This is a genomic window from Streptomyces sp. NPDC088785, from assembly GCF_044750685.1.
Taxonomy (GTDB): domain Bacteria; phylum Actinomycetota; class Actinomycetes; order Streptomycetales; family Streptomycetaceae; genus Streptomyces.
In genome coordinates, this window is the sequence record NZ_JBIVKH010000004.1 from 42,081 (window position 1) to 56,258 (window position 14,178).

The window sequence follows — 14,178 nt, forward strand, 5'->3', positions numbered from 1 at the left end:
TGTCCTTTCGGCGCGCGGAACGCGCGGGGCGGGGGTTCGGCTCGGTGCGGAAGCAATTCGGGCGCGGGGCGCCGCGGGCTCACGTCCGCGGCGCGATCCGACGGCCGGCACGGCGGCAGGGGGTGCGGTCACCCCCGGGGGCGGGCCGGGTGCTCAGCTACAGGGACACGTCATCGCGGTCATGTCCCGGAGCGTCGCAACCGGGGCCGAGCGGCGTCAACCGGCCCGCCCGCACCGCGGCCCCCCACCGCCGCGGCGCCGAATACCGCCCTGAACAGGCCAGTTGAGGCCCGCCCCGCCCACCCGGCGGCGCCCCGCGATTTCACGGACCCGCAATGTTCCCCGCGCCCCGCGGAGCCGCCCCGGCCGCATAGGCTGCGGGCCGTGCCGCACGCGAGGAGGGACCGACGATGCCACGCACGGACCCCGGCGGGAGCGAGCGCCGCCCCGCGCGGATGACCGGCGACGGCCGCCGGGACACCAATGCCGCCGGAGTGCTGCGGACCGTGCTCGACCACGGCCCCGTCGCCCGCGCCGAGGTCGCCCGGCTGAGCGGCCTGAGCCCGGCCGCGGTCTCCCGGCAGTGCACCGACCTGGCCCGCCGCGGCCTCCTGCGCGACCTGCCCGGACCGGCCGCCCCCAAGGCGGTGGGCCGCCCCCGGATCCCCGTCGACCTGCACACCGGCGAGGTCGGCGGCCCGCTCGCGGCCGGACTGCACATCGGCGTGCCCTCCTCCACCTTCGGCCTGGTCGACCTGCGCGGCCGCGTCGTGGCCCGGCACACCTTCCCGCACCGGCACACCGGACCCGACCGGCTGATCGGCCAGGTCGCCTCCGCGCTGGGGGAGTTCCTCGCCACGGCCCCCGCCGGACGGCCGCTGCTCGGCGTCGGCGCCGTCCTCGGCGGCTGGGTCGAGCCCGGCGCGGGCGTCGTCGTCCGGCACGACGCCCTCGCCCTGCGCCACCGGCCGCTCGCGGCGGAGCTGTCCCGCGCGCTGGGCCTGCCGGTGCGCCTGGACAACCACGCCCGCGCCATCGCCCAGTCGGAGATCCTCTTCGGCCGGCCCGCCGCCCGGCGCAGCCTGGTCCACCTGTTCGTCGGCAACGTCGTGGACGCGGCGCTCGGCATCGCGGGCGTCGTCCACCGCGGCCCGCGCGCGGGCGCCGGCGATGTGGCCCACCTGCCGGTGCCCGACTCCACCGCGCCCTGCGCCTGCGGACGCACCGGCTGCCTGGAGGCGACCGCGTCCGACACGGTGCTCGCGGCCACGGCGGTCCGGCACGGCATCGTCCCGGAGCCCCGGCCAGCGCTGGTGCTCGACGCGGCCGCCGCGGGCGACCCGCGCGCCGACCGGCTGCTGCGCGCCCGGGCCCGCGCGGTCGGCCGGGCCGTCGCCCTCCTCCTCGACGTGCTCAACCCCGACCTCGTGGTCGTCACCGAGCAGTCGAGCCTCCTCCACGACACGTACCTGACGGAGATCAGGACCGCGGCCGTCGGCCACTCGCACGTGTGCGACGACCCCGAGCGGATCGTCGGACCCCGCGCCGGACCGGGCGTGCTGCCCGTCGCGGCCGGCACGGTGCTGCTCCACCCCCTGTTCAGGGACCCCCTGCGCGCCGCGCCACCCGCCGCCCGGAGCGCTCCGGAGCCCTCTTCGACAGCCGGCCACCGGGCCCCATAAGGTCGGCGGACCGGGGCGGCACCGGCGGCGTCGACGCGCCTCACCCCGGACCCGCCCCGCGGTCCGCCCCTTCCCACCGGCTCAGGAGAACGACATGGTCACGCTGGCAGAGGTCGCCCGGCACGCGGGAGTCTCCGCCAGCACCGTGAGCTACGTCCTCAGCGGCAAGCGGCCCATCTCCGCCGCCACCCGCGAACGCGTCGAGAGCAGCGTCCGCACCCTCGGCTACCACCCGAACGCCGGGGCCAGGGCCCTGGCCAGCAGCAGGTCGAACATCATCGCCCTGATGGTGCCGCTGCGCACCGACATGTACCTGCCGGTGATGACGGAGATCGCGACGGCCGTCGCCACCGCCGCCCGGGCCCACGGCTACGACATCCTGCTGCTCACCGGCGACGAGGGCCCCGAGGCCGTGCGCCGCATCGAGGGCAGCGCGCTCGCCGACGCGATGATCCTGATGGACGTGGAGCTGGACGACGGGCGACTGCCCCTGCTGCGCGCCGCCACCCGCCCCGCCGTGCTGATCGGCCTGCCGTCCGACCCGGACGGACTCCACTGCGTGGACCTCGACTTCGCCGCCGCGGGCGCCGCCTGCGTCGAGCACCTCGCCGGCCTCGGTCACCGCGAGATCGCCGTCGTCGGCGAGGCCGCCGCCGTCTACGAGCGGCGCACCGGCTTCGCCGAACGGACCCTGGCCGGGCTGCGCGGGCGCGCCGCCGAGCTGGGCCTGCGGCTGCTGCACCGCCCGTGCGAGGGCTCGTACGCCGCGGTCGCGGCGACGTTGTCCCGGATCGTCGACGAACGCCCCGGCACCACCGCCTTCGTCGTCCAGAACGAGGCGGCGACCGACCCGCTGCTCGCCCTCCTGCGGCAGTCCGGCCGCGCCGTCCCCGAGGACGTCTCGGTCGTCGCGGTCTGCCACGAGCAGGTGGCCGCGCGGGCCTCGGTGCCGCTCACCTCGGTCGCGGTGCCCGCGCGGGAGATGGGGCGGCGCGCCGTCGAGCGGGCCGTCGCACTCGTCGAGGGGCGCGGCGCGGACCCGGAGGCCGTGCTGCTCGCACCGCAGCTGACGGTGCGCGCGAGCACCGCCCGCACCCCCGCCGACACCTGAGCGGCGCCCGACCGGCCCGACCGGCCCGTCCGGTGCCGCTCCCGGCTACAGCGGCAGCGCGCACACCGCGACCGGCGCCTCGAACGGCGTCCCCGCGGGCGTGAGGCCGCCCGAGGCGTGGTCCACGCGGAAGACGCTCACGGACCCCGACTTCTGGTTCGCCGCGAAAAGCAGCGCCTCGTCCGGCGAGAACGCGATCTGGCGCGGGAAGTCGCCGCCGACCGGCACGGTGTCGAGCAGCCGCAGCCGCGCCCCGTCCGCCTCGACCGCGTACCGGGTGAGGCTGTTGTGGCCCCGGTTGGCGAGATACGCGTACCCGCCCTCCCGCGTCACGAGGAACTGCGCCGGGTAACTGGTGCCCGTCCCCGTACCGGTGGACTGCGGCTCGCCCGGGGTGAGCCGGCCGCTGTCCGGGTCGTACGCGCAGACGACCGCCGTGTTGTCGACCTCGTTGGCGAGGTACGCGTACCGGCCGCCGGGGTGGAAGGTGAGATGGCGCGGGCCCGCGCCCGGACGCAGGGCCGCGTACGAGACCTGCGTGAGCGTGCCCGCCGTGGTGTCCAGGCGGTAGGTGTACACGGTGTCGTTGCCGAGGTCGACGGCGAGGACGTGGCCGCCGTCCGGAGCGGTGACGATCTGGTGCGCGTGCGGCCCGTCCTGTCCCGGGCCGGGCGCGGGCACGTCGTGCGCGACCAGCGCGGTGCGCTCGCCGAGCGCGCCGGAGGCGTCGATCGGGTGCACGGCGACACTGCCCGACCCGTAGTTGGCGCTCAGGAGCCAGCGCCCGGACGGGTGCACCGAGAGATGGCAGGGGCCCGCCCCGCCGGTCGAGCGGGTGCCGAGCACGACGCGGTCGGCCGTCCGCACGGCCGTCACCGCACCGTCCTGCCGCTCGTCCACCGCGTACAGGGTCCCGCCGTCCGGCCGCACCGCCAGGTACGAGGGATCGGCCACCCCCTCGACCGTCCCCACCCCGGTGATCGCGCCGCTCCCCGGGTCGTAGGAGGCGATGCCGACGCCGGTGCCGCCGCCCTGCTGCGAGGTGTACGTGCCGAGGAACAGGGGCTGCCCGGCGTCCGCCCGCGGCGCGCCGGTCCCGGCCGGCTCCGGCCGCGGTCCCGCGGTGGCCTTCTGCGCCGGCGACGGGAACAGCGCCAGCGCGCCGACGGCCGCGGCCGCCCCCAGGAATCCCCGGCGTCCCGTGCCGCCGTCTCGCGTACCTGACATCCGGGGAACCTCCTGTGTCGTGGGGGGACCACCCCGGCCGTGGGGACCGAGGGCCTGTCGTGCCTGTCGTCGAACTCCCGTCCGCACACTCCCGTCCGCACGCTCCCGCCTGCCCCGAGGCGCCCGGAGCGGCCGCCCTCCGGGCGACGACGGGAGCGCGGAGACGGGCCCTAGCGCAGCCGGTACGAGACCACGGCCGTCGCCACCAGGCACGGCGACGGCGGCACGATCTCCACGCGCAGGGTGCCACGCGCGCTGTCGTAGTCGATACCCTCGGCCTCGAACGAGCCACCGCAGATGCTGCGCCGCGGGATCGTGAAGGCCGTCGAGACCCGGCCGGCGACCGGACTCCCGTCGAGGGGACGGGCCAGGTCGACCTGGAGGACCTCCTTGGCGGCGTCGTCCGACGCGCACAGCAGACGGGTGTCCGTCACGAAGTCGCAGCCCTGGATGTTCTCCACCGGCCGGTCGAGACTGATCTGCCCGGCCTGCGGCAGGTCCGTGCCGGGCGCGGGCGCGGCGGGGTTCAGGACGGGGGCGGGGAAGACCTGGAGCCGGCTCTCCGTGCCCCACTCGCCGGAGACCAGCCACTGCCCGTCGGGCGACACGGACGCGAACGAGTTGTTCAGCAACTCGCCCTGGTCCAGCCCGTGTTCGTAGGTCGTCCGGGTTCCGTCGGGGGCCGTCACCGCGTACATCTTCCGCGTCGCCGTGTCACCGCCCTGGTAGGCGTCGAAGGTGTAGCCGCGCGCGATGTCCGGGTCGCCGACGTGCGACCAGCCCGCGACGCGCAGCGCGAGCGGCACCGAGGCCGGCCCCCGGTACAGGAGCGTGCCGTCGGCGCGGCTCGCCACGCCCTGGCCGCCGGTCAGCGAGTTCACGTACGACGTGCCGGTCTCGGTCCACGTGGGTTCGGCCGCACCCGCGCTCGCGGCGCCCGCGCAGAAGGTGAGGGCGGCCGTCGCGCAGACCGCGGCCGCGCGGACGGATCGTCGGTGCTGTAAGGGTCTCGACATGCCCGTAGCCTGCACCATTGGCCCGCGCGATCGCAGGCGATCGGACGAGTAGGGTGCGCCGCGTGCGGCGAACCGTGATCGCGGCACCCTCGCAGACGGAGGCAGGCGCAAAGGTGGTTGTGGCATGACTTCTACGAGACTGACGATCCTCGGCGGCGGCGGCTTCCGCGTGCCGCTGGTGTACTCCGCCCTGCTCGGCGACCACGCCGCGGGCCGCGTCACCCACGTCACCCTCCACGACGTCGACCGGGCCCGCCTGGACGCGGTCGTGCGGGTCCTCGCCGACCAGGCCGCGGGCGTCGCCGACGCGCCCGAGGTCACCGCCACCACCGACCTCGACGAGGCACTCGCCGGCGCCGACTTCGTCTTCTCCGCGATCCGTGTCGGCGGCCTCGACGGCCGCGCCGCCGACGAGCGGGTGGCCCTCGCCGAGGGCGTGCTCGGCCAGGAGACGGTCGGCGCCGGCGGCATCGCCTACGGGCTGCGCACCGTGCCGGTCGCCGTCGACATCGCCCGGCGCGTCCGGCGCCTCGCCCCCGACGCCTGGGTCATCAACTTCACCAACCCGGCCGGCCTGGTCACCGAGGCCATGTCCCGCCACCTCGGCGACCGCGTCATCGGCATCTGCGACTCGCCCGTCGGCCTCGGCCGCCGCATCGCCCGGCTGCTCGGCGCCGAACCCGACCGCGCCTGGATCGACTACGTCGGCCTCAACCACCTCGGCTGGGTGCGCGGGCTGAAGGTCGACGGCCGCGACGAACTGCCCCGGCTGCTCGCCGACCCCGCGCTGCTCGGCTCCTTCGAGGAGGGCCGGCTCTTCGGCGCGGACTGGCTCCAGTCGCTCGGCGCGATCCCCAACGAGTACCTGCACTACTACTACTTCAACCGCGAGACGGTCCGCGCCTACCAGCAGGCCGAGCAGACGCGCGGCGCGTTCCTGCGCGACCAGCAGGCCCGGTTCTACGCCGACCTCGCCGACCCCGCCGCCCCGGCCCTCACCACCTGGGACCGCACCCGCGCCGAGCGCGAGGCCACCTACATGGCGGAGAACCGGGAGGCGGCGGGCGCGGGCGAGCGCGCGGCCGAGGACCTGGAGTCCGGCGGCTACGAGCGGGTCGCCCTCGCGCTCATGCGCGCCATCGCCCGCGACGAACGCACCACCCTCATCCTCAACGTCCGCAACGGCCACACCCTCGCGGCGCTCGACGCCGACGCCGTCATCGAGGTGCCCTGCCTGGTCGACGCGGGCGGCGCGCACCCGGTCTCCGTGGACCCGCTGCCGCTGCACGCCACCGGTCTGGTCACCGCGGTCAAGGCCGTCGAGCGGGACGTCCTCGACGCCGCCGAGTCCGGCTCGCGCGCCACCGCCGTCCGCGCCTTCGCGCTGCACCCGCTCGTCGACTCCGTCACCGTCGCGCGCCGCCTCGTCGACGGCTACACCGCGGCCCACCCGGGCCTCGGCTACCTCACCCGGTGACAGGACCCGACAGCATGCGGAAGGTCCTGGGCATTCGCGTGTGGAGGGCCACTTGAGGACGTGTAAAGGCGTGTAAAGGCGGTATTGGGAAGGGGCGGCTCCATAGAGCCGCCCCTTTTTCCTGCCTGACGTAGCGTCATCACTCTGCGTGGCGGAATGAACTCGTCCGCAGGTGTGACGCGTCCTACAGAGAGAATCCGAGATATTCGCCAGGACTGTGACGTCGGAGAGTCACCATGCGCTTGACTTGGTGCACCCCCCAACTAGGAGAGCCCATGCGACCGTTCGCTCTGAACTATGCTCGCCCTGTGAGAGAGGTGGAGGTCAGCGCGTCGTACACATACGACTCCGCACTGCAATTGAACCTGCTGCCCGATGGCGCGGTGGCTGCGCGTGACTACGCAGTGTTGCGAGCGTGCGCGTCGACGACCTCCACGGCCGGATCCAAAACGCATTTCGACGACTGAGCGGCCGCGCGGAAATGACCGTACTGATCCTCACCTGTGAACAGGACGTGACCGCCGACCTCGCCGTCGTCGAATTGAACGCCAATGGAATCCCCGTCCTGCGACTGGATCCGGCCGAACTGCCCGGCGCCGTCGATGTGTCCGGGGAATACGCGCACGGCGCGTTCGACGGCCATCTGTCCGTCGGGGGACGGGTCGTCGCTATGCGGGGTCTGCGCTCCATCTGGGTGCGCAGACCGGGCACCCCCGCGACCCGCTCCGCCGCCGCCTCCACCTGGCTGTCCGAGGAGTCCGGGCAGGCGCTGTACGGGATGCTGCGCTGCACCGGCGCCCGCTGGATGAACCACCCCGACGCCGCCCGGCAGGCCCGGCACAAGCCCTGGCAGCTCTGGCTCGCGCGGGAGTGCGGCCTGCCGGTGCCCCCCACCCTCATCACCACCTTCCCGCGCGTGGCACGCGAGTTCGCCGTACGCCACCCCGACCTCGTCGTGAAGCCGGTCTCCGGAGCCCACCCCGGCGACGACGGGCTCGCCGTGCCGACCACGCGGATCCGCCCCGGCGAGGACTTCCGGGCCGTGGCGCACGGACCGACGCTGCTCCAGCGCCGGATCCGCAAGACCGCCGACATCCGGCTCACCGTGGTCGGCGAGCGGATGTTCGCCGCGCGGGCCGCCGCCGGACCCGACACCGACGACGACGCCGTGGTGGACGTCCGCTTCAGCGCCTCCGGCGTCACCTGGCGTCCGGTGCCCGTCCCGGCCCGCGTCGCCGAGGGCGTCACGGCCTACCTCTCCCGGGCCCGACTCGCCTACGGCGCCTTCGACTTCGCCGAGGACGCGGACGGCATCTGGTGGTTCCTGGAGTGCAACCAGTCGGGCCAGTTCGGCTTCATCGAGATCGAGACCGGACAGCCCATCGGCAGGGCCGTCGCCCAGTGGCTGGCCGCCGACGCGACGGACCCGACCGGTCCGTGATCTTTACGCGGGGGTGTCCGACGGGGTACGAGAGACGGTGGGGCCCGCCGACCGGGCACCCGGTGCGCCCGGCCCGGCCCGGCCCGCCGCCGCACCGCCCGCCCGACCGAGGGAGCCCGCACCGCATGACACCGGTCGTCACCACCGCCCAGGGCGCCCTGCGCGGCCGCACCACCGCCCAGGGCGTCGCCGCCTTCCTCGGCGTGCCCTACGCCGCCCCGCCCTTCGGCCCCCGGCGCTTCCGCGCGCCCGCCCCCGTCGAACCCTGGACCGGCGAACGGGACGCGACCGGCTACGGCCCGACCGCGCCCAAGGCCCCGTACACCCCGCCCTTCGACGCGCTCATCCCCGAGACCACCGTGGCGGGCGAGGACTGCCTGAACCTCAACGTCTGGACCCCGCAGCCGGGCCCCGGCGCCCGGTTGCCCGTCCTGGTGTGGCTGCACGGCGGCGCGTTCTCCAACGGGTCCGCCAACTCCACCGGCTACCGCGGCGACACCTTCGCCCGGGACGGCGTCGTCTTCGTCGGCGTCAACTACCGGCTCGGCACCGACGGCTTCCTGCACCTGCCCGACGCGCCCGACAACCGCGGCCTGCTCGACCAGCTCGCCGCCCTGGAGTGGGTCCGCGACAACATCGCCGCGTTCGGCGGCGACCCCGACCGCGTCACCGTCTTCGGCGAGTCCGCCGGCGGCATGGCCATCGGGCAGCTCCTCGCCCACCCGCGCGCCCGCGGGCTGGTGCGGCGCGCCGTGTTGCAGAGCGGCGCCTGCCACCACTTCGTCCGCCCGGAGTCGGCCCGCCGGATCGGCGCCCGGCTGGCGGACCGGCTCGGCGTCGCCCACACCGCCGAGGCGTTCGCGGCCGTCCCCCTGCCCCGGCTGCTCACCGAGCAGGCCGCGCTGCGGATGGACCTGGCCACCCGGCCCGACCCGGCGGTGTGGGGCGAGGCGGCGCTCAACGCCATGGCCTTCGAACCGGTCGCCGACGGCCTCGCCCTCCCCGGGCCCGACCTCGGCGTGGATCTGCTCGTGGGCTCCAACCGCGAGGAGAACCGACTGTTCATGGTGCCGACCGGCCGGTTCCACGGCATCACCGAGGAGCGGGCGCGGCGCGGCGCGGCGGCGTACGGAGTGGACTACGGCGCCTACCGCGGGCAGCGGCCCGGCGCCGGTCCCGGCGAGCTGCTCGAAGCGATCGGCACCGACTGGTTCTACCGCGTCCCGGCCGTCCGGCTCGCCGAGTCCGTCCCCGGCACCCACGTCTACGAGTTCGCCTGGCGCTCCCCGCGGTTCGACGGGGAACTCGGCGCCTGCCACGCCCTGGAACTCGGCTTCGTCTTCGACCTGCTCGACGACCCGGACTACCGGGCGATGGTGGGGGAGAAGCCGCCGCAGGAGCTGGCCCGCACCATGCACGCCGTGTGGGTGGCGTTCGCCGCGACCGGCGATCCCGGCTGGGCCGCGTACGACCCGGCGGGGGAGCGGACGACCATGGTCTTCGACGCGGACGGCTGCCGCCCCGAGGCGGATCCGCGGGCGGCGGAGCGGGTGCTGTGGGACGGGGTGCGCTGACCTGCGCGCGCGGGCGATTTTCGGACATCCGTCCGACATGCTTCACATGATCGTCACCATCCCTTCCCTTCCGTCTGGTCCCCTAGGAAACTCCCGTTGCCCTGTCCGATGACGTAACAGGAGAGTCCCCCACTCATGACCGAACTCAATCGGCGTCGTTTCCTCCAGATCGCGGGAGCCACCGCGGGCTTCACCGCCCTGTCCGGCTCCATCGACCGGGCCGCGGCCATCCCGGCCGCCCGGCGCAGCGGCACCGTGCAGGACATCGAGCACATCGTCGTGCTCATGCAGGAGAACCGCTCCTTCGACCACTACTTCGGTTCGATGAAGGGGGTGCGCGGGTTCGGCGACCCGCGCCCGGTGACGCTGCCCAGCGGAAAACCCGTGTGGAGCCAGGTGAGCGCGGGCAAGGAGGTCCTGCCCTACCATCCGGACGCGGACGACCTCGGCATGCAGTTCATCGCGGGCCTCGACCACGACTGGGCGGGCGGCCACAGCGCCTTCAACAGCGGCAAGTACGACAACTGGGTCCCGGCCAAGGGGACCGGCACCATGGCGTACCTGACCCGGGACGACATCCCGTTCCACTACGCCCTCGCCGACAAGTTCACCGTCTGCGACGACTACCACTGTTCGTTCATCGGGGCCACCGACCCCAACCGCTACTACATGCTGAGCGGCTGCGTCGGCAACGACGGCACGGGCGGCGGCCCGGTGCTGGGCAACGAGGAGGCGGGGTACGGCTGGACGACGTACGCCGAGCGCCTGGAGAAGGCGGGCGTGTCCTGGAAGGTGTACCAGGACGTCGGCGACGGCCTCGACGCGGCGGGCGGCTGGGGCTGGATCGACGACGCGTACCGCGGCAACTACGGCGACAACTCGCTGCTGTACTTCAACAACTACCGCAACGCCAAGCCCGGTGACGCGCTCTACGAGAAGGCGCGCACCGGCACGAACGCCAAGGCCGGGGACGGGTACTTCGACGTCCTGAAGGCCGACGTGAAGGCGGGGAAGCTGCCGAAGATCTCCTGGATCGCCGCTCCCGAGGCCTTCTCCGAGCACCCCAACTGGCCCGCGAACTACGGCGCCTGGTACATCTCCCAGGTGCTCGACGCGCTCACCTCGAACCCGGAGGTGTGGAGCAGGACGGCGCTGTTCGTCACGTACGACGAGAACGACGGCTACTTCGACCACGTCGTGCCGCCGTACCCGCCGGCCTCCGCCGCCCAGGGCCTGTCCACCGTCGACACCACCCTCGACTACTACCCGGGCGGCAGCCGCGCCGCGGGCCCCTACGGGCTCGGCATCCGCGTCCCGATGGTCGTCGTCTCGCCCTGGTCCACGGGTGGTTACGTCTGCTCGGAGACGTTCGACCACACCTCGATCCTCCAGTTCATGGAGAAGCGGTTCGGCGTCAAGGAGACCAACATCTCCCCGTGGCGGCGCGCCATCTGCGGCGACCTGACCTCGGCCTTCGACTTCTCCCTCACGGTCACCGACCCCGCCGACCTGCCCGACACCGCGGGCTACGCGCCGCCGGACCGCGACCGGCACTCCAGCTATGTGCCCAAGCCGCCCGCGCAGGGCGTGCTGCCCAAGCAGGAGAAGGGCTCCCGGCCCAGCCGTCCGATCGCCTACGCGCCCTACGTCGACGGCGCGGCGGACCTCGCGACGGGCAAGTACAAGCTGACGTTCAGCGGCGGCGACCGCAAGGGCGCCTTCTTCCAGGTCCGCTCGCAGAGCCGCGGCGACGGCCCGTGGACGTACACGGCCGCCCCGGGCAAGCCGGTCTCCGACAGCTGGAACTCGGCGTACTCGGCGGGCAGGTACGACCTCACGGCGCACGGCCCGAACGGCTTCCTGCGCGCCTTCAAGGGCAACAACAAGGTGGCGGAGCCGGAGGTGACCGCCCGCCACGACGACGGCACCGGCCGGCTGAAGCTGACCCTGCGCAACCCCGGCACCGGCGACGCCCGGCTCACCGTCACCAACGCCTACGGCGGCGCACGCCAGACGTACACCGTGCGCGCGGGCGCCACGGTCACGCAGACCGTCGACCTGCGCACCACCAAGCGCTGGTACGACCTGACGGTCGTGGTCGAGGGGAACGCCGGATACCTGCGCCGGCTGGCCGGGCACGTCGAGAACGGCACGGCCGGCGTGAGCGACCCGGGCCTCGCGACCGCCTAGCCCCGCGCCCCGCGCGCCCCCGGCCGACGGGCGCGCGCCGGGGTGCACATCACACCCGCCGGCCTGGTCGCTCTCCCAGGTCGGCGCGGTAGTGTGCCCCGGTGACCTCGCCTTCGAACACCCCTGCGGGTTGGTATCCGGACCCTCACGGAGTGCCTCAGACGCTGCGGTGGTGGGACGGTTCCCAGTGGACCGACCACACGCACGCGGCCCCCGCGGAGCAGCCCGCGCCCGCCGCCCAGGTTCCGCCGCAGCAGCCCCCGGCCCCGCAGCATCCGGACGCCGCCCGTGTGCAGCGCCAGGTGCAGCAGCAGGCCGGGGTCGCCCAGGCCGGACAGGGCGGCGGATCGCTGTTCACCGAGCCGGTCCTGGTGGTGAACCAGAAGGCGAAGCTGATCGAGCTGACCAACGAGTACAGCGTCATGGACCAGCACGGGAACCAGCTCGGCTCCGTCACCGAAATCGGTCAGAGCGGGCTGAAGAAGGCCCTGCGGTTCGTGTCGTCCGTCGACCAGTTCATGACGCACAAGCTGGAGATCCGCGACGCGTACGGGCAGCCGCAGCTGGTGCTGACCCGGCCCGCGAAGTTCATCAAGTCCCGGGTCCTCGTGGAGCGTCCGGACGGTTCGCCGGTCGGCGAGATCGTCCAGCAGAACGCCATCGGGAAGATCAGCTTCGCGATGAACGTGGACGGCCGGCAGGTCGGCGCGATCAAGGCGGAGAACTGGCGGGCCTGGAACTTCGCCATCGTCGACCACGCCGGGCAGGAGGTCGCCCGCATCACCAAGACGTGGGAGGGCCTGGCCAAGACGATGTTCACGACCGCGGACAACTACGTCCTCCAGATCCACTTCCAGCTGCCCGACCCGCTGCTCAGCCTCGTCGTCGCGACCGCGCTCACGGTGGACACCGCCCTCAAGCAGGACTCGCGCGGCCTCGGCTGACCGGGCGGGGCGGACCGCGCGGCGGCCCGCCCCGCCGCGCGGCTCACCGGGACGCCGACTGCCGCTCCGGCTCCGGCTCCGGCGCGGATCCCGGGGTGGTGGCCGACGACGCGACCCGGGTCGGCCCGGCCCGGCGGGCGGCCGGCACGAGCAGCGCGGCCAGCGCCGCCGCCAGGCACAGGAAGGCCAGCAGCGTGAATCCGTGCGTGTAGCCCGACTCGTGGGGCAGCCCCGAGGGCTGGAGGTCCCCGGTGACCAGGCTGGTCATCAGGGCGGCGCCGAGGGATCCGCCGATGGTGCGGATGTTGGCGTTCATGCCGGTGGCGGCGCCGGTGGTGGCGGGCGGCACGTTCTGCACGATCAGGTTCGCCATCGAGGCGAAGGCGAGTCCGATGCCGAGCCCGAACACCCCGGCCGCGACGGCGATCTGCCCCTGCCGGTCGTGCCACAGGGCGAGGATCGCGCAGGACACCGCGCCGAGCGCGGCGCCGGCCGCGAGCAGCGCCTTGGCGCCCACGACGGGCTCCAGCCGGCCGCTGACGACGCCCGCGAGGAACATCGCCACGAGCATCGGCAGCATCAGCAGCCCCGCACCGGTCACGCTCGACCCGAAGCCGTATCCGGCCGAGGAGGGGGTCTGCGCGAAGCCCGGCAGGAACGACCACACGGCGTACATGCCCGCGCCGAAGAGCAGGGCTGCCGTGTTCGTGGTCCACACCGCGCGCAGCCGCATCACCCGCAGGTCGATGAGCGGGCTCGCCGACCGCGCCTCGCCGGCCAGCCACGCCGCGAACAGCACGACGGCGGCGGCCAGCAGGGCTATGACCTTCGCCGAGCCCCAGCCCCACGAGGTGGCCTGGCTGAGGGGGAGCAGCAGGGCGACGAGCCAGGCCGACAGGAGGACGGCCCCCGCCCAGTTCACGCGGCCCGCGCCGCGCTCGGGCGACTCCGGCACGTACCGCAGGGCGATCAGCGCGGTGGCGGCCACCACCGCCGCGGGCAGCCAGAACAGCCACCGGTAGTCGAGTGCGCCGACGATCGGACCGGCCGCGACGATGCCGACGCCGCCGCCCGCCGCGATCACCGCGGACAGGTTGCTGATGCTGGGGCTGACCCGGGCGGCCGGGAACTCGTCGCGGATGATGCCGAACGACAGCGGGAAGAGGGCGCCGCCGATGCCCTGGACGACCCGGGCGACGATGAGGAGGCCGATGCTCGGGGCCAGCGCCGCGAGCAGACAGCCCACGGTGAGGGCGACGAGTGCGGCGACCATGGTCCGCTTCTTGCCGACGAGGTCGCCGACCCGGCCGAGGATCGGGGTGAAGACGGACGCGGACAGCAGGTAGGCGGTCATCACCCAGGTCGAGGTGGCCTGGGAGGTGTCCAGGGCGTGCTGGATCGTGGGCAGCGCGGGCGCGACCAGCGACTGCATCATCGAGAACACGCCGGCGCCGGTGGCGAGGACCGCGAAGGTGAGGCGGTTGGTGCGGGCAGGGGAGGCGTTCCGGTTCAAGAC

General features: G+C 74.1%; 11 protein-coding genes. 8 read left to right on the plus strand and 3 right to left on the minus strand.

What is annotated here, in order from left to right; all coding sequences use genetic code 11:
• The first annotated feature begins 410 nt into the window (after positions 1-410).
• Together ACIP5K_RS14205 and ACIP5K_RS14210 are read left to right on the plus strand one after the other, a co-directional pair.
• Positions 411-1,682 carry an ROK family protein gene (locus ACIP5K_RS14205; protein ID WP_401409107.1) on the plus strand — a complete coding sequence of 424 codons (1,272 nt, stop codon included), beginning with the start codon at positions 411-413 and terminating at the stop codon, positions 1,680-1,682.
• A 94-nt stretch (positions 1,683-1,776) separates the two neighbouring features.
• A complete protein-coding gene (locus ACIP5K_RS14210; RefSeq protein WP_401409110.1) occupies positions 1,777-2,793 on the plus strand; it encodes a LacI family DNA-binding transcriptional regulator in 1,017 nt (338 codons plus the stop codon).
• Between the two features lie 45 nt (positions 2,794-2,838).
• Here ACIP5K_RS14210 and ACIP5K_RS14215 read toward each other — a convergent pair whose 3' ends face one another.
• Together ACIP5K_RS14215 and ACIP5K_RS14220 are read right to left on the minus strand one after the other, a co-directional pair.
• Complete coding sequence (locus tag ACIP5K_RS14215; protein WP_401409113.1) at positions 2,839-4,020, minus strand: lactonase family protein; 1,182 nt, start codon at positions 4,018-4,020, stop codon at positions 2,839-2,841.
• Between the two features lie 170 nt (positions 4,021-4,190).
• On the minus strand, positions 4,191-5,036 hold the full coding sequence (locus ACIP5K_RS14220; RefSeq protein ID WP_401409115.1) for a hypothetical protein: 846 nt from the start codon (positions 5,034-5,036) through the stop codon (positions 4,191-4,193).
• 124 nt (positions 5,037-5,160) lie between these two features.
• On the opposite strand from ACIP5K_RS14220, the gene ACIP5K_RS14225 reads away from it, so the two are divergent.
• From ACIP5K_RS14225 to ACIP5K_RS14250, 6 genes are all read left to right on the plus strand, one after another.
• Entirely contained in the window at positions 5,161-6,513 is a 1,353-nt protein-coding gene (locus ACIP5K_RS14225; protein WP_401409117.1) for a 6-phospho-beta-glucosidase, read from the plus strand.
• A gap of 275 nt (positions 6,514-6,788) precedes the next feature.
• Positions 6,789-6,980, plus strand: a complete 192-nt coding sequence (gene tgmA, locus ACIP5K_RS14230; RefSeq protein WP_401409120.1) for a putative ATP-grasp-modified RiPP — start codon at positions 6,789-6,791, stop codon at positions 6,978-6,980.
• A 14-nt stretch (positions 6,981-6,994) separates the two neighbouring features.
• Entirely contained in the window at positions 6,995-7,954 is a 960-nt protein-coding gene (tgmB, locus tag ACIP5K_RS14235) for an ATP-grasp ribosomal peptide maturase (RefSeq protein ID WP_401409122.1), read from the plus strand.
• Between the two features lie 125 nt (positions 7,955-8,079).
• On the plus strand, positions 8,080-9,528 hold the full coding sequence (locus tag ACIP5K_RS14240; RefSeq protein ID WP_401409124.1) for a carboxylesterase/lipase family protein: 1,449 nt from the start codon (positions 8,080-8,082) through the stop codon (positions 9,526-9,528).
• A 135-nt stretch (positions 9,529-9,663) separates the two neighbouring features.
• Entirely contained in the window at positions 9,664-11,718 is a 2,055-nt protein-coding gene (locus ACIP5K_RS14245; RefSeq protein WP_401409127.1) for a phosphocholine-specific phospholipase C, read from the plus strand.
• Between the two features lie 101 nt (positions 11,719-11,819).
• Entirely contained in the window at positions 11,820-12,662 is an 843-nt protein-coding gene (locus ACIP5K_RS14250; protein WP_401409129.1) for a phospholipid scramblase-related protein, read from the plus strand.
• Between the two features lie 43 nt (positions 12,663-12,705).
• On the opposite strand, the gene ACIP5K_RS14255 is transcribed toward ACIP5K_RS14250, so the two are convergent.
• Positions 12,706-14,175, minus strand: coding sequence for an MFS transporter (locus ACIP5K_RS14255; protein WP_401409132.1), 1,470 nt, complete (start codon positions 14,173-14,175; stop codon positions 12,706-12,708).
• Positions 14,176-14,178: the final 3 nt, after the last annotated feature.